General features: G+C 29.9%; 17 protein-coding genes and 1 pseudogene. All 18 read right to left on the reverse strand.

From position 1 onward, the window contains the following. Position 1 precedes the first annotated feature (1 nt). The gene (cobM, locus tag EJL03_RS06680) at positions 2-778 is read right to left on the reverse strand and encodes a precorrin-4 C(11)-methyltransferase (protein ID WP_243108662.1); all 777 of its coding nucleotides are present in this window, start codon (positions 776-778) and stop codon (positions 2-4) included. A gap of 15 nt (positions 779-793) precedes the next feature. Beyond that, on the reverse strand, positions 794-1,459 hold the full coding sequence (locus EJL03_RS06685) for a cobalt-factor II C(20)-methyltransferase (protein ID WP_125153191.1): 666 nt from the start codon (positions 1,457-1,459) through the stop codon (positions 794-796). Then, positions 1,452-1,976: a precorrin-6Y C5,15-methyltransferase (decarboxylating) subunit CbiT gene (gene cbiT, locus EJL03_RS06690; protein WP_125153305.1), complete on the reverse strand. Its 525-nt coding sequence runs from the start codon at positions 1,974-1,976 to the stop codon at positions 1,452-1,454. The genes EJL03_RS06685 and cbiT overlap by 8 nt, the downstream gene beginning before the upstream one ends. Before the next feature lie 93 nt (positions 1,977-2,069). After that, positions 2,070-2,645 (reverse strand): annotated as a pseudogene (gene cbiE / locus EJL03_RS06695) (precorrin-6y C5,15-methyltransferase (decarboxylating) subunit CbiE); the annotation flags it as partial. 48 nt (positions 2,646-2,693) lie between these two features. Continuing rightward, complete coding sequence (gene cbiD / locus EJL03_RS06700; protein WP_125153192.1) at positions 2,694-3,770, reverse strand: cobalt-precorrin-5B (C(1))-methyltransferase CbiD; 1,077 nt, start codon at positions 3,768-3,770, stop codon at positions 2,694-2,696. A gap of 14 nt (positions 3,771-3,784) precedes the next feature. Continuing rightward, complete coding sequence (locus EJL03_RS06705; protein WP_125153193.1) at positions 3,785-4,420, reverse strand: precorrin-8X methylmutase; 636 nt, start codon at positions 4,418-4,420, stop codon at positions 3,785-3,787. A gap of 63 nt (positions 4,421-4,483) precedes the next feature. Beyond that, on the reverse strand, positions 4,484-5,809 hold the full coding sequence (locus EJL03_RS06710) for a cobyrinic acid a,c-diamide synthase CobB (RefSeq protein WP_125153194.1): 1,326 nt from the start codon (positions 5,807-5,809) through the stop codon (positions 4,484-4,486). Between the two features lie 15 nt (positions 5,810-5,824). Beyond that, the gene (hemL, locus tag EJL03_RS06715) at positions 5,825-7,093 is read right to left on the reverse strand and encodes a glutamate-1-semialdehyde 2,1-aminomutase (RefSeq protein ID WP_125153195.1); all 1,269 of its coding nucleotides are present in this window, start codon (positions 7,091-7,093) and stop codon (positions 5,825-5,827) included. Between the two features lie 107 nt (positions 7,094-7,200). Beyond that, positions 7,201-8,166 (reverse strand): porphobilinogen synthase, encoded by a 966-nt coding sequence (hemB, locus tag EJL03_RS06720; RefSeq protein WP_125153196.1) that lies wholly within the window; start codon positions 8,164-8,166, stop codon positions 7,201-7,203. Continuing rightward, positions 8,142-9,632, reverse strand: a complete 1,491-nt coding sequence (gene cobA, locus EJL03_RS06725) for a uroporphyrinogen-III C-methyltransferase (RefSeq protein ID WP_125153197.1) — start codon at positions 9,630-9,632, stop codon at positions 8,142-8,144. The genes hemB and cobA overlap by 25 nt, the downstream gene beginning before the upstream one ends. Before the next feature lie 15 nt (positions 9,633-9,647). Next, positions 9,648-10,523, reverse strand: a complete 876-nt coding sequence (gene hemC / locus EJL03_RS06730) for a hydroxymethylbilane synthase (protein WP_125153198.1) — start codon at positions 10,521-10,523, stop codon at positions 9,648-9,650. Further along, positions 10,501-11,172 (reverse strand): NAD(P)-dependent oxidoreductase, encoded by a 672-nt coding sequence (locus tag EJL03_RS06735; protein WP_125153199.1) that lies wholly within the window; start codon positions 11,170-11,172, stop codon positions 10,501-10,503. Before EJL03_RS06735 ends, hemC begins: the two co-directional genes overlap by 23 nt. Then, positions 11,130-12,326 (reverse strand): glutamyl-tRNA reductase, encoded by a 1,197-nt coding sequence (gene hemA / locus EJL03_RS06740; protein WP_125153200.1) that lies wholly within the window; start codon positions 12,324-12,326, stop codon positions 11,130-11,132. The genes EJL03_RS06735 and hemA overlap by 43 nt, the downstream gene beginning before the upstream one ends. A 41-nt stretch (positions 12,327-12,367) precedes the next feature. After that, positions 12,368-13,081 (reverse strand): cobalt ECF transporter T component CbiQ, encoded by a 714-nt coding sequence (cbiQ, locus tag EJL03_RS06745; protein ID WP_125153201.1) that lies wholly within the window; start codon positions 13,079-13,081, stop codon positions 12,368-12,370. Then, a complete protein-coding gene (locus EJL03_RS06750) occupies positions 13,044-13,343 on the reverse strand; it encodes an energy-coupling factor ABC transporter substrate-binding protein (RefSeq protein ID WP_125153202.1) in 300 nt (99 codons plus the stop codon). Before EJL03_RS06750 ends, cbiQ begins: the two co-directional genes overlap by 38 nt. Further along, a complete protein-coding gene (locus EJL03_RS06755; RefSeq protein WP_125153203.1) occupies positions 13,344-14,066 on the reverse strand; it encodes an energy-coupling factor ABC transporter permease in 723 nt (240 codons plus the stop codon). Between the two features lie 32 nt (positions 14,067-14,098). After that, positions 14,099-15,184 (reverse strand): pyridoxal phosphate-dependent aminotransferase, encoded by a 1,086-nt coding sequence (locus EJL03_RS06760; protein ID WP_125153204.1) that lies wholly within the window; start codon positions 15,182-15,184, stop codon positions 14,099-14,101. Positions 15,185-15,220: 36 nt separating this feature from the next. Next, complete coding sequence (cbiB, locus tag EJL03_RS06765) at positions 15,221-16,177, reverse strand: adenosylcobinamide-phosphate synthase CbiB (protein ID WP_164509024.1); 957 nt, start codon at positions 16,175-16,177, stop codon at positions 15,221-15,223. Positions 16,178-16,201: the final 24 nt, after the last annotated feature.

A 16,201-nucleotide genomic window follows, 5' to 3' on the forward strand; every position in this document is an offset into this window, starting at 1 on the left:
CTTACTTTTCCGCTTCCCTAAACATATGACTAAATGTTTTATCATATAATAGACTCTTTGTATAATCACAGTCAATAAAATCACCAACTAATATTTGTGCACATTTAGTTATATTCGCCTCTTTAACCTTATCAGATATATCGTCAAGAGTACCTATTATTATTCTCTGGTCTTCCCATGTTGCTCTTTCTACAACAGCTATCGGCACATTTTTTCCATATCCTTTTCTTAATTTTTTAGTAACTTTTTCAATCATGCTGACTGAAAGAAATATAGCCATAGAAGCACCTATTCTAGCCAAATTTTCTAAATCCTCTGTTGAAGGTACAGGGGTTCTGCCTTCTACTCTAGTAAGTATTAAAGTTTGAGTTACACTAGGTAGTGTAAATTCCCTTTTTATTGCCGCTGCTGCTGCAAAGCATGAGCTAACTCCTGGTATTACTTCGTATTCTATGCTTAATTTATCAAGTTCGTCCATTTGTTCCTTAATTGCCCCATACATTGATGGATCTCCTGTATGAAGTCTAATTACGGATTTACCATCTGGTATTGATTCCTTCATAACCTCTATAACTTCATCTAATGTCATAGACGCAGAATTATGTATCTCTACTCCTTCTTTGCAATATTCCATATGTTCTTTACTAACAAGAGAACCTGCATAAATAACAACATCTCCTTGTGATAAAATCTCTCTTCCTTTTACTGTTATTAAATCCGCATCTCCTGGTCCAGCACCGATAAAATACACTTTAGGACTTACTTTAATCTTTTTCAATATAATCATCCCTTTCTACTTTCTATGAGCAATAATAAGTGACATGTAATCTTTTTTTGCTATTATTTCTTCTCTATTTCTTAAAATTTCCTGTCCTTCTCTATAAGCTCTTCTAACACAAATATACTGAAATTCTCTATCCTCTAGAAAATCTAGTACCTTTTCTTCATTATTATACAATTTCATTATAATCACATATTTTTCATCCTTTATAGCATCTAATCTAGTGGATGGCAATATTAATAATGGTTCATCTCCTATTACTAATACTTCACCGGCAAGACTTGCAGATGCACAAAAAGATGTTATCCCAGGAACTGTTTCTGTTTCATAACCTTTTTCATTTATGTATTTTAAAAGATATATATATGTACTATATACAAAGGGATCACCTATAGTTAAAAAAACAACATCTTTTCCTTCATTAAGCCTCTCTTCTATAACTTTAAATGCCTGATAAATTTTTTCTTCTTGCTCTTTTCCTCCCATGGGAAAATGTTTAACCAAAACTTCTGCATCTTTACTTATAAAATTTTGTGCTGTAAGTAGAGCAATACTTTTCCCAGCATCCTTTGAAGATGGCGCAATAATAACCTGTGCTTTTTTTATAACCTTTGTAGCCTTTAATGTTAATAATTCTTCATTGCCTGGTCCTACACCTATTCCATATAATTTAGCCATTTACTTTCTCTCCTTCTATTATAAATATTGGATTATATCCCATAAGCATATAAGTTTCCCCTCTTGTTTTACTTATAGTAACTTCTGTACATTTCACGTTAAAACCTAATTTTTTTAATGTATCCATAGCTTTATAAAGGTTATTTATCGTTATAAAATTTAATACCATTTTTCCTTGAATTTTTAATTTTTGTTCATATAATTTTATTATATCTTCTATATTGCCACCACTTCCACCTATAAAAATGCTATCAAATTCGCCTAAAACTTTAGGAAATGACTGTAATGCCTCCCCTTCTATCACTTTTAGATTAGTTATATTAAAACTATCTATATTTTTATAAATCACATCTAATGCCTCTAGATTTTTTTCTATTCCTATTACTTCTCCTTCAGTACATATTTGTGCCATTTGTATACTAACCGATCCAGTGCCTGCCCCAATATCTAAAACTCTAGAATTTTTCTTTAAATTCAGTTTTACAGTACTTAAAATTCTTATTTCCTCTTTTGTCATAGGACAATTCCCTCTTATAAATTCTTCATCTTTTATAAAATGAAAATATTCTTCTGACTTATTGTGTAGTAAATTTTCTACTACTAATACACAAAGTTTTGAAAATTTAATATTTAGTATATCCTTTGCAAATTTTTGTGTTACTTTTTCATTTTTATAGGATAAATTTTCTCCTATATACATGAAAACATCTAGTCCATTGTTAACCAATTTTTCAGCTAACACATTTGGGGTGTTTTTTTTATCTGTAAGCCAAATTGAAATTTTGTTTTCCCTTACCTTTGATAAAAACTCATCTTCTCTACCATGTAAACTTCCAAGATATGCATTATGCCAACTTTTGTTAAGTTTTCCCATAAAATATTGAAAAGAACTAATTCCAGGTACAATTTCTATTTTATCAAAATAATTTTTTCTTACATATTCAGTTATACCATAAAAAAGTGGATCTCCTGAAGCTACTATAGCTATATCTTTATCTTTATTGGAATTTAGAATGTTTATTATTTGATTAATTTTCTCTACTGTCATCTTTTTAGTATTAATAAAATCCACACTCTCCATTATCCTTCCAAATCCTACAATTAAATCTACATTTTCCATAACCTTAACTGCCTTAGGCATAATATAGTCTCTATGCCCGGGGCCTATTCCTACTATGTATACCATATTGAACCCCTTTCTTCTTAAAATAGTTAGTAGAATTTTAATACTATATTATTCTTTTTCTATATATAGATTTTTTTCCATAGAAAACATATAAATTTTGGGCAGAATCTCACCATAGGTATATATCTTTATTCTTTTTTTTATCTTATCTACTAATCTTTCATAAAGCATGCTGTATCCTTCACCTAAAAGTTTTACTGCACCTTCAGTGGTTTTTTCATTATATACTTTTTCTACTAGGTCCCTATCATATCCCATAAGTGCTAACTCAAGAGCTAAAACTTCCAATCTTACATCACAAACTCTACTATGAGTATTAAAGCATCCAGCTGCTATTTTACATAACTTTCCTATATGTCCTACCAATGTTATATCCCTAATATCTTTTTCCCTACAACAATCCAATGCAAATCCAATATAGTTTGATACTATTACCATTTTGTTTTTATCTAAACCTAATTTTTCTCCAGCCTTTTCCCCTATATTTCCGAAAACCAAAATAAGTCCTCTACATCCCTTAGATATCTTTTGATTTATTTCAAGTCTTATTGATTCTTTTAAAGCCTCCTCTGACATAGGCATTACAATCCCCGATGTTCCTAATATTGAAATGCCTCCTAATATATTTAATCTGGGATTAAAAGTTTTAACTGCAATTTCTTCCCCTTTAGGAACAAAAATAGTTATTTCTACTCCTTTATCCTTAGGCAAAACTTCCATTACTTCTTTTTGAATAGTAGTTCGTGGTACAGGATTTATAGCTGGGTCACCTTTAGGTACATAAAGTCCCTCTCCCATAACAACTCCTACACCTTTTCCGCCTCTTAAACTATATCCACTATTTTTTTTATAAGCTTTAGCCCATATCTCTAAACCATGGGTAACATCTGGATCGTCTCCTCCATCTTTTACTACACAACACTCTACAAAGTCACTTCCTCTAACTATTTTTTTTACAGGAAGTGTAAGTTTTACTCCCCTAGGAGTATCTATATTTACCTCTTTTAACTCCACTTTATTATACAAAATAATAGTCGCTGCTTTAGCTGCAGCTGTGGCACAGGATCCTGTTGTGTATCCACATCTTAAACTTTTACCATCTACATTTACATACATTTCAAGCATATTAGATCACCTGCTTAATCTCTTTCTACTATCATATACATTAAAGCATTAACTATAGCTGCTGCCACGTTACTGCCGCCTTTTCTGCCTCTTATAGTAACCATTGGCACATCTTTTAACTGTTTTTCCGCCTCTTCTTTTGACTCCGCCGCTCCTACAAATCCTACTGGTGAACCTACAATAAACTTAGGATTAGCTTTTCCCTCTTTAGTAAGTTCTATAAGTTTAAATAATGCTGTAGGAGCATTACCAAAAACAAAAAACTCTACTCCATCTTCTACGGCCTTTTCAACTGCTGCCATAGAACGAGTTATTCCCTTATTTTTAGCAATAGTTTTTACATTTTCACTGGAAACATAACATTTTACATCACAATTTAACTTTTTTAGGGCAGATTTATTTATACCTGATTTAGCCATATTAGTATCTGTATAAATTGTTACACCTTTTTTCAATATTTCTTTAGCTTTTTCTATAGCACCCTCTCTTATATAAACTATGTTCTGGTAATCAAAATCTCCTGTGGTATGTATTGTTCTTTTTACTATTTTTAATTCTTCATCTGTAAAATGATTTGTTTTCATCTCTTTTCCTATTATCTGAAAACTTTTTTCTTCTATAGCCATTGGTTTTTTTACATAATCTATCATATTATTGTATCCTCCATAAAAATTAATCTTATACCATTTTAGTGTATTTTATACAAACACCTGTTATTTATTTCCATTTACTAGTTGTTGTAAAAAATCTATATTCTCAAAGAAATGCACATGGGCATATGCCCCCAATGTATTATTCTTTTTGTATCCACAATGCCAACTTTTTATTTCACCATCGTACATAGTTTTCTCCAAATTATAAATCTTTTCTTCTTCACAAGTAACATAGGATTTATGAAATTCATGACATTTTATTTTTGTACCTTTTTTTAAAATTCTATCATCTTTAATTATTTCTATTTCTGCATATCCGAAATTTTGAAGTTTTTTTGTCATTACTGCTTTCCCATTAAAGAATCCTACAGTATCTCTTTCAAACTCACCATTGTCTATACCTTTAGAAAGATACATAAGTCCACCACATTCTGCATAACATCTAAGTCCATTATTAAGTGCCCTATTTATATTCTTTAACATGTACTTATTTTTACTAAGCTCGTCTAAAAAAACTTCTGGATATCCTCCCCCTATGTAAAGAAAATCTAGATTTTCTGGTAATTTATTATCCTTTAGCGGACTAAAGTAAACTATCTCCCCCAACTCGCTTAAAAGCTCTATATTTTCTCTATAATAAAAACTAAAAGCCTTATCATAAGCTACGCCTATTTTTAAATTTTTATTATCTAAATGAAATCTATCTTCATATACAAAAGTTTGCTTAAAATATTTTAAAAGTTCATCTACATTCACATGTTTTAAAATAAGTTCACTTAATATATCTATTCTATTTTCTAAATCATAAATTTCACTACTTTGGACAAGCCCTAAGTGCCTACTTTCAAGCAAAAGCCTTTCATCTCTTGGAACATATCCAAAGACTTTTACTCCACAATTATATTCAATTGATTTTTTTAAAAGTTTATAGTATCCTTCACTAATATTATTAAGTATTACTCCCGCTATATTAGCATTTTCAAAACTCACAAGACCATTAATTTCTGCACATAATGTTGCACTTTGAGCCTTAGGAGATATAACAAGTACTACTGGAAGATTTAATACTTTTGCTACATGCGCTGTAGAATAAGAAGAATCTATCCCTTTACCATCGTATAATCCCATCACTCCTTCAATTACACCAAGTTCTCCTACTCCTCTTGAATAAGAAGCTTTAACCCCCTCCTCTCCCATAAGATATAAATCCAAGTTTCGAGAGGGTTTCTTTGTTATCCTAGAGTGAAAGGCTGTATCTATATAGTCTGGTCCTACTTTATATCCCTGCACATCAAATCCTTTTTTCATTAACGCTTTCATAATCCCAACAGTAACGGTGGTTTTTCCACCACCACTACTGTTAGATGATATAACTATACTTCTCATAACTAAACCTCTCTTCTAGAAATTTTTCATAACTTCTAAGAATTTTTCTATTTCCTGCTTTTCATGTTTAACTCCTATAAACATTGCTTCAAATTGTGAAGGAGCAATATAAACTCCATTTTTCAACATGTGCTCAAAAAATTTACCATAAAGTCTAGTATCACAAGTTTTAGCATCTTCATAATTTTTCACTTCAGTTTTATCAGTGAAAAATGCTGTCATCATGGCTCCACATCTATTCATTACCATAGGAATTCCCTTTTCCTTTGCTATTCCTTCCATTCCATTTTCAAGTTCACATCCTGTAGACTCCATATGTTTATAGTACCTAGGATTGTCATAAAGTTTTTTTAGTGTAGCATATCCTGCTGCCATTACAACTGGATTTCCTGACATAGTACCTGCCTGATAAACTGGTCCCATAGGTGATAATTGTTCCATTATTTCTTTTTTACCCCCATAGGCACCACATGGAAGTCCACCACCCATAATTTTTGCGTAAGTTGTTAAATCAGGAGTTATTTTATATATACTTTGAGCTCCTTTATAGGCAACTCTAAAACCTGACATAACTTCGTCAAATATAAGTAGTGCCCCACACTTAGTGCAGATATCCCTTAGTCCCTGTAAAAATTCTTTTTCACCTGGAATAACTCCCATATTACCAGCAACAGGTTCAACTATAATTGCCGCTATTTCCTCTCCAAATCTTTCAAATAAGTCTTTTACACTTTCCATATCATTATATTTTGCAATTAAAGTATTTTGAATACTTCCCTCTGGCACACCTGGTGAACCTGGAATTCTTTCTGTAAGAACTCCTGAACCTGCTTCTACTAAAAATCCATCAAAGTGTCCATGATAACATCCTGCAAATTTTATTATCTTGTCTTTTTTTGTATATCCTCTTGCCAACTTTACTGCACTCATAGTAGCCTCTGTTCCAGAATTAACCATTCTCACCATATCAACATTGTCTAATGTATCTACCATATGTTTTGACAGTATTAATTCTGATTCTGTCGGAGCACCAAAGCTTATAGCATTTTCCACCATAGCTTTTATTGCATTTACTACCTCAAAATCATTATGTCCCAGTATCATAGGTCCCCATGAAGCTACAAAATCTATATACTCTTTATCATCTTCATCCCATATATATGCTCCTAAACCCTTCCTAATTATAGGCGGATTAACTTTAGTATTTGTAAACGCTCTAACAGGACTATTTACTCCTCCTGGCATATATAGTTTTGATTTTTCAAATATATCTATATTCTTCAAAATTATCAGCTCCCTAATTTTTTATACTTAAAAATAAATACACTCTAAGTAAGCTCTCTCTTCTCTAATACCTTTTTTTGAAATTAAAACTTTTTCATATTACATTATTACTCTTTAATCCATTTTGAAGCATCTAAAGCATAATAAGTAATTATCATATCTGACCCGGCTCTTTTTATGGACAATAACATTTCCAATGCTACTCTTTTCTCATCTATAAGTCCCATCTTCGCCGCAGCTTTAACCATAGCATACTCTCCACTTACATTATAAGCTGCTATTGGCATATTCGTTTTATCCTTTGCCAATCTTATAACATCTAAATATGGTAGTGCAGGTTTAATCATTATTATATCTGCACCTTCCTGTATGTCACTTTCTATTTCTAACATTGCTTCTCTAATATTTCCTGGATCCATTTGATAAGTCTTTCTATCTCCGAACTTTGGTGTTGAATCCGCCGCTTCCCTAAATGGTCCATAAAAAGCTGAGCAATACTTTGCACTATAAGACATTATAGGAATATTTTTAAACCCTTCTTTATCTAGTCCTTCCCTTATTGCCTCAATTCTTCCATCCATCATATCTGATGGAGCTATCATATCTGCCCCAGCTTTTACATGGGATACAGCAATTTTTGATAAATATTCTAAAGTTTTATCATTATCCACATCATGATTACATATAATACCACAGTGTCCATGATTAGTATATTCACACATACATACATCAGTAATAACATATAATTGAGGAGCTATTTTTTTTATTTCTCTTATAGCCCTTTGAATTATTCCATCCTGGTCAAAAGCTCCACTACCTATTTCATCTTTATGTTCCGGAATTCCAAACAATATTATTCCTTTAATCTTAGCCTCTACAACTTCTTTAATAACTTCTTTTAATCTATCTATTGAATAATGATAATTGTTTGGAAGGGAGGTAATTTCTTTTTTTATATTCTCTCCTTCTACTACAAAAATAGGATATATAAAATCCTGTGTATTAAGTACAGTTTCCCTAACCATACTTCTAATGGCTTCATTTTGTCTTAGTCTTCTATGCCTTGTAAACATAATTCTTTCCTCTCCTTTAACAATTTTTCTATCATTCCATCAGTAGTATACTCATTACATACTGTATATCTTATATTATTTTTTTCTAATTCTTTCGCAGTAATAGGACCTATAGCTAAACACTGCTTTTCCTTCAATTTATCAATACCTACTAAATCTATCATGTTTCTGACTATACTAGGACTTGTAAATAAAACTATATCCACATCCTCAAAGGCTTCACCATTAACTAAATCCCCTTTAACTATTTCATAAGTTATAACTTCATCTACCAAACATCCTTCTTTCCTTAAAGCCTCTACAAGATATTCTCTAGCCTGTTTTGAACGTGGAAGTAGTACTCTATCACCATTTTTTATCTTTTCCTTCATTTTTTTAAATAAATTTTCTGCAACAAATTCATCAGCCACTATAAAAGCTTTTACTCCCCTATCCATAAGAGCTTCAGCTGTAGCAGGTCCAATACAAACAAATTTAGCTTTTATATTTCTTATATCATACTTAATTTTAATTAAGTAATTAAAAAATATATTTACTCCGTTTACACTAGTTAAAACTATATAATCATATTTACATAGATTATAAATATAGGATCTGAGATTTTCTTCAGTGCTCTTAACTTTTATGGCATTTATTTCAGTAACCTGTGCTCCTAAATCACTTAATTTTTCTCTTAACTTTTTAGCCTGCTCTTTTGAACGAGTAACACAAATATTTTTCCCAAATAAAGGTTTCTTTTCAAACCAATTAAATTTATTATTAAATTCAACTACATCACCAACTAAAATAATACAAGGTGAACTAATGTTTATAACATCAGCTTTCTCTTTTATATTTTTCAAAGTACCTATAGCCTTTCTTTGTTTAGCTGTAGTTCCTTTCATTATTATGGCACATAGAGTACTTTCATCCATACCATTTTCCATCAATTTATTTCTTATTATATCTAAATTTTTATATCCCATTAAAAATATTAAAGTTCCACCTACATTTGCCACGGCTTTCCAATCTATATTTAGCTTATCTGCTGTCATTCCTGTAAAAACATGAAACCCTTGTGATATAGCTCTATGAGTAACGGGTATTCCCGCATAATTAGGTACTGAAATAGCAGATGTAATTCCTGGAATAACCTCAAAATCTATATTATCTTCCATAAGTCTTAATATTTCTTCTCCACCACGTCCAAAAACAAATGGATCTCCGCCTTTTATCCTTCCAACTACATGACCTTTTTTAGCTAATTGTGCTAACATTTCATTTATTTCATCTTGTGTTTTATAATGGCATCCTGGTTCTTTGCCACAATAATATATTTCACAATCCTCATTAAGATATTTTAATATTCCCGGACCTGCTAACCTATCATACATTACAGCAGTACATTTTTTTAACATTCTAATAGCTTTTAATGTAATTAATTCTTCATCTCCTGGCCCTGCTCCTATAAGATATACTTTACTCATGTTCCCCTCCTAAAATTAAACATTTAATATTTTCTTTGCTAAACCTTTTCCTAACTCTTTAAAACTCTCTGCTCTTCCTTCTATATCTTTTTTTATTATTCTTCCATTCACTTCATATATACCTATGATGTACATTAAATCTCCTTGTAGTATAGCGTGGGCTCCTATAGTTGAATGACAATCTCCCTTAAGCTCCGTCATAAAACTTCTTTCAGCCTCAACACAAATTCTTGTATCTAAATGCTCTATATGCTTTATAGCTTCATAAACTTCTTTATTTTCTTTTCTTATTTCCAATCCTAAAGCCCCTTGCCCTATAGCTGGAACCATTTCTTCAACTTTAAAATAATTAGTGATGATATATTCCATATTTAACCTCTTAAGTCCTGCAGCAGCAAGTACAGTACCACTAAGATTTAGTTCCTTAATTTTTCTAATCCTTGTTTGAACATTTCCCCTTATAGGTACTATTTCTATATCTGGCCTTAAAAGCTTAAGCTGTGCAGCTCTCCTTCTGCTGCTTGTACCTATTTTTGCACCTTTTCTAAGGTCCATAAAAGATGTATTATCCTTTGAAACAAATACATCTCTTACATCCTCTCTTTTAGGTATTACTGCTATTTCAAACATAGAAGGTACTTCATAAGGTACATCCTTCATGCTATGGACTGCAACATCTGCTTTATTTTCTAATAAAGCCATTTCAATTTCTTTTACAAAAAGGCCTTTACCACCTATTTTATCTAGTGTTTTATCTAAAATTTTATCTCCTAAAGTTTCCATTAATAACTTTTCTGAATATATACTACTATTTTTCTTAATCATGTCTATTACCAAATCAGTTTGAGTCTGTGCCAAAATACTTTTTCTAGTCGCAACTATTAATTTCAAAATTACTACCTCCATAAAACATTTTTAAAATATATTTATGTACATCCTTTTTATAAAAGAAGTAAAAATCCTCTGAAGAAATAAAATTCATTATTTCATCCTTATTTTTATATTCTTTTACAATATGTCTTATGTAACAATTATACTCTACAAATTCATCATACTTTTTTAAATCTATTTTTATTTTTTCTGCCAAATATCTAGATGTCTTAGGATTTCCTCCTTTAGTATTTATAGCAAAATTGATATTTTCCGTTTCTCTTTGGCAAGGAAGAACAACTAACCCTTCTTTAAAATTAGAGCAATCTAAATATAATTTAAATAATTCAATACAATGCTCTTTTATTTTTTTATTTAAAAAACTATCATTAACAGCAATTATTATAATGTGATTATTTATAATATATTCTCTTTTATACTCACCATTTATAAGTTTTATATTATTTGCAGTACTTATTTTTTTAAACTCATCACAAAAATCTTTTGCTAAAACTGTTATATTGCATCCTTTTTTAGTTAATGTTTTAGCTTTTATAAAACCTGCTCTACCTCCACCCACTATTAAAACATTTACTTTGTTTGATATTAGCGAGAGAAAAGTATACTCTAATCTGTTACATAAAATATTTTCTTTATTATTTCCAGGCATTCATCTAACCTGCCTTTCAATTGTTCTTCTTTTAAAACCTCTATGGCTCTATTTACAAATGCATTAGATGTACTTTTTATAAGAATTTTAGCCAATTCATCAGGATCCTTAGTATTTTTTTTATTTACAAAAGTACTATATCTACTTTTATAAATTTCCTCTCCACACTTTTTTAATTTTACTATTTCCGGTGATATCTGTCGTATTTTTTTCCACTGCCAAAACTCTTTTATATATTTATAAAGTATATCCATATTACTATACATTATAGTTTCTCTTTCTCTACAATTCTTATCATTAATAGAAGTTATGGTATCTATATCAAAAAGCTTTACACCTTCAATATGAAATATACTTTCTTCAACATCCCTAGGTACTGCTAAATCATATATTATAAAATCCTTTTCAGGCAATTCATTTTTGTGAACCACTGTATGTGGAGCAGATGTACAACTTATAATGCAGTCCACATCTTTATAAAACTTTTGTCTTTCATTAAATTTTATTACCTTTACTCTACTATCTTTTATATCCACAGCTAAAGTATTTCTTACAGCTATATATAATTTATCAAAAATTCCAGATAATATATACTTACAAGCTAAATTTCCTATTTCCCCATAACCTAATACCATATAACTTTTGGCTCCTAATCTTCTACTTTCATTAACTGAAATAGACGCGGATGATACAGGTATAGAATATAATTTAGTTTCCGTTCTAAATTCTTTCCCACAGGTTATAGCCAGATGAAACAGCTTTGATAACTCTTTTGTTACACTTTTAGTTTCTAATGCTACTTCGTAAGCATTTTTAATTTGCCCTAAAATTTGGTCCTCTCCAAGTATATTTGATTCAAATCCACAAATAACTCGCATAAGATGATGTACCATACTATCATCTATATAATGAAATGTATAATTTATATATTTTTTATCCCAGTTTAACCTATTAAATATTTCTTCTAAAATTTCTTCAAATTTTTTGCTGGTATTAAAATATACTTCCGTTCTATTACAAGTACTTAAAATAACTACCTCTTCACATACTTCTTTAAGACTTTCCAGACATCTATCATAATGTTTAGGTAATATAGAAAGCTTTTCTCTTACATCTAATTTTATGTCACTTTTAACTCCTAAAACTCCTATCATCTACTTCTCATCTCCATAAAGTACTAAAATTTATTGTTGCCTTAAAATAATAATTTATTGAAAAATATGGCGCATAAAACAATTATAGCATTATATAAAAGTATTAAAACTAATCTAGTATTAGAGTAGTCAAAACTTTCACTAATGTATGGCATATATCCTCTATAACATCTACTATTGATTCCATCACTAATATTCTTCCATCTATCCATAGTATTTATAAATAACAGTGCAGCCATCTTTCCAGTGTTTTTAATTTTTGAAGAAAAACTGTCAAATCCACCCCTTGACTTCATAGAACAATACATAATACTATATTCCTCGTTTATTAATACCAAAAATCTTTCCATTGATTTAGCAATATCACAAATATCCCTTAACCAATTACTTTTAGATAATAAATATAACACTTGATCTATAGGAGTAGTCAAAGAAAATAAAGATAAACATAATCCTGCAGACAAACTCCTAAGTACTATAACCCCTGTATATTTAAAACCATAGTCAAATACAAAAGTAATAGAGGAAAAAGCTGCAAATAAAGCAATCTCTAGAGAAAATTTTGTAACAATTTTCATGTTATTCCTTAGAAATAAATGTAAACCTACAAAAAATAGGATATTGCCAATAATTATAATGGGATTTTTTACAAAACCCATTATAATTATTGGCATTATAGATAAAAAAATCTTTTCTATAGGATGTACATTAGTTATTCTATTTCTTTTGGACAGCGCCATTATTAACTTTAACATTACTTTTCTTTCCTATATAATATCCTATAAATCCTGCTCCTATAGCAGCCTGAAGTGCAAATAAAAGACTTTCAATTTCTCCAGAAGGTGGTTCCCAAAAACTTTCAAACCAAGGTTCATAATCTGCATTAGTTTCTTTTATTGTGTCCTCTATCTGATCATCTGCTCCACCAAACTCTCCGCCTTTTCTACTTCCAATTACTAAAGAGCCCAATATAACTATAAAACATACTAATAATAACGATATAGTCCTCTTTTTCACTTATTTCACCTCACTTAATATTTCTATTTCCTTTGATGAATGTTTTTCTACAAACTCAAATATTATAACTGTTAATATACCTTCTACTATAGCAAGAGGTATTTGAGTTATTGAAAATATTGAGAAAAACTTTGTAAAAGCTGCAGCTACTCCTCCTGCCTGTGCAGGAAAAGCTAATGAAAGTTGAATTGAAGTTACTAGGTAAGTAGCTAAATCTCCTAAACAAGCTGCTAAAAATACCGCTGCCTTTTTATTCTTATTCTTTAATCCTATATAGATTAAATAAGAAACTATAGGACCTGCTATTCCCATTGATACTATGTTAGCACCAAGAGTTGTAATGCCACCATGAGCTAATAAAAGAGCTTGAAATAATAATACTATAAGTCCTACTACTGATGAAACAAAAGGTCCAAAAATTATTGCTGAAAGACCTGTACCAGTTGGATGTGAACAACTTCCTGTAACTGATGGAATTTTCATAGCTGAAAGAATAAATGCGTAAGCAGCTACTAAACCTAAAAGCATTTTTAAATCTTTATTCTTTTTAGTCTGTTTTTTTATGTGCATAATTCCTACAACTATAAATGGTATAGCTATAACAAAATATACCCCAGCCCAAGTAGGTGGTAAAAAGCCTTCTGCTATATGCATAGCATGAACATTTGGCATAATGGTAAATAAAAATGCAACCATCATACATACTGTGAATTTTTTTGTCATTTTTCATCCCTCCATATTTTATTAATAAATTATTATTTAATACTTTGAAGTATGTTTATAAGCATTTTATTCATTTCTCTATCCTTTATAGCAAACCTAACAAAACTATTATCAAGCCCTGTATAATTATTACATTTTCTAATAACAATTCCATTATCTAAACATTTATTATATAGTTCATGGCAATCTATCCCTTTAAGCTTACACAAAATAAAATTACTATTAGTCTTATAAACCCTATCTATATAATTTACCTTTTCTAACTGATTTGTTAAAAAACATCTCTCTTCTTTTATCCATTTAATAGAATCTCTTATGTATTTTTTATCTGTTAAAACATATTTTGCTGCAACCTCCGCAAAACAATTTATATTCCAAGGATTCTGTTTCTTTTTTATATTTTCTAGAAGTTCATAATCCTTACTAAACCCAAATCCCATTCTTATTCCTGGCATTGCATAAAATTTTGTTAAAGCTCTTATTATAAAAATACATTTATATTTACTTATATCAGTTACAAAACTATTATTAACATCTCCTGTAAACTCAATAAAAGCTTCATCTATAATTACACTTTTTTTATTTTTTTCACAATACTCTAATATATTTTTAAATTCCTTTTTATCTACTATCCTTCCGTTAGGATTATTAGGATTTCCTATTAACAAAGCGTCTACATTATGTAATTTATCCAATATAGCATGGTAATCATATTCCATCTCTTCTGTCATAGACACATATTCTATATGTAAACCCCATTTTATAGAATCCTCTTCATACTCACCGAAAGACGGTGTTATAATAAGTATTTTTTTAAAACATGATATTACTAAATCTATAATTTCTGCTGCACCATTTCCTAAAATTAAATCTTGTTCACATATAATTTCATTAATATCTTTTTTTTCAAAATTATAATTATTATTTATATAGTTTTTCAAATAAAGTTTTAAATTTCTATAATGTGCATCAGGATATCTATTTAAAACTTCTATAGCTTCTACTATATTACTTTTAAAACTCTTTGGAACACCTATAGGATTTATATTAGAACTAAAATCTATTAACTTTTTCCCTTTTAGTACCCCATCAGTATATATATCTCCGCCATGCTGCATCATTTTCACCACCTTAATAAGTAAATAAACTTGTATTTAGAAAAATCTATTTAAGGTAAAAATTAATATCCCACATAAAATAAGCAATAGTATTTCAGAAGAATACATAATTTTTATACTATTAAATATATGTTCATAACTAAGCTCATTAACTTTATCTCCAATAGTTGGCTTAAAAACCACTTTACCAAAATACACATTTGTACCACCAATTTCAATACCCATAGCCCCTGCAGTAGCTGCTTCAGGATAGGCACAGTTAGGACTTTTATGATTTTTTCTATCCCTTATCATAATTTTAAAGCTATTAAGTATATTTCCTTTAACTACTGGAGCTACAAAACACATGAGAATACCTGATAATCTTGCTGGTATATAATTAAAAACATCGTCTACTTTTGCTGGAAAATATCCCAAATGAATATATTTTTCATTCATATACCCAAGCATAGAATCCATAGTATTTATCCCCTTATACATCATGGCAAATGCCCCTCCTCCTATGATTCCATAAAATAAAGGCGCTATTACTCCATCAGAGGCATTTTCTGCCACAGTTTCAATGTCTGCTCTTATAATTTCATTTTCGTCTAATTCACTAGTATTTCTGCCCACTATATAAGATAATTTTATTCTCGCATCTTCTATATCTTTGTTTTTTAATGATTTATACACCTTTTCTGCTTCAGTTTTCAGGCATTTAGCCGCCAAAGTTGTCCACAAAATTAATATATTTAAAATATGATGAATCCAAAAATTATTCCTCGTTATCCATAAAATGGAAAATGGTATGAAAAAAGTTATGCTCGCTACTATTAATACTATTAAACCACCAGTTATTTTTAATTCTTTATCACTATTACAAATCTTTCTCATAGTCTTATCTAAATTATTTATAAGCTTACCTATATATATAACCGGATGAGGAAACCAATAAGGGTCCCCTACTATCCAATCTATAACTACTGCTATAAAAACATCTATAAAATTCATTGAAATATACGAAAAAATATTAAT

Source organism: Clostridium rectalis (assembly GCF_900626095.1).
GTDB lineage: Bacteria > Bacillota > Clostridia > Clostridiales > Clostridiaceae > Clostridium_AS > Clostridium_AS rectalis.

Coding starts and splice junctions, on each gene's coding strand:
- EJL03_RS06685 (WP_125153191.1), bottom strand. CDS start 1,459: ATGGCTAAATTATATGGAATAGGTGTAGGACCAGGCAATGAAGAATTA.
- cbiT (WP_125153305.1), bottom strand. CDS start 1,976: ATGACAAAAGAGGAAATAAGAATTTTAAGTACTGTAAAACTGAATTTA.
- cbiD (WP_125153192.1), bottom strand. CDS start 3,770: ATGCTTGAAATGTATGTAAATGTAGATGGTAAAAGTTTAAGATGTGGA.
- EJL03_RS06705 (WP_125153193.1), bottom strand. CDS start 4,420: ATGATAGATTATGTAAAAAAACCAATGGCTATAGAAGAAAAAAGTTTT.
- EJL03_RS06710 (WP_125153194.1), bottom strand. CDS start 5,809: ATGAGAAGTATAGTTATATCATCTAACAGTAGTGGTGGTGGAAAAACC.
- hemB (WP_125153196.1), bottom strand. CDS start 8,166: ATGTTTACAAGGCATAGAAGACTAAGACAAAATGAAGCCATTAGAAGT.
- cobA (WP_125153197.1), bottom strand. CDS start 9,632: ATGAGTAAAGTATATCTTATAGGAGCAGGGCCAGGAGATGAAGAATTA.
- EJL03_RS06735 (WP_125153199.1), bottom strand. CDS start 11,172: ATGCCTGGAAATAATAAAGAAAATATTTTATGTAACAGATTAGAGTAT.
- hemA (WP_125153200.1), bottom strand. CDS start 12,326: ATGATAGGAGTTTTAGGAGTTAAAAGTGACATAAAATTAGATGTAAGA.
- cbiQ (WP_125153201.1), bottom strand. CDS start 13,081: ATGTTAAAGTTAATAATGGCGCTGTCCAAAAGAAATAGAATAACTAAT.
- EJL03_RS06755 (WP_125153203.1), bottom strand. CDS start 14,066: ATGACAAAAAAATTCACAGTATGTATGATGGTTGCATTTTTATTTACC.
- EJL03_RS06760 (WP_125153204.1), bottom strand. CDS start 15,184: ATGCAGCATGGCGGAGATATATATACTGATGGGGTACTAAAAGGGAAA.
- cbiB (WP_164509024.1), bottom strand. CDS start 16,177: ATGAATTTTATAGATGTTTTTATAGCAGTAGTTATAGATTGGATAGTA.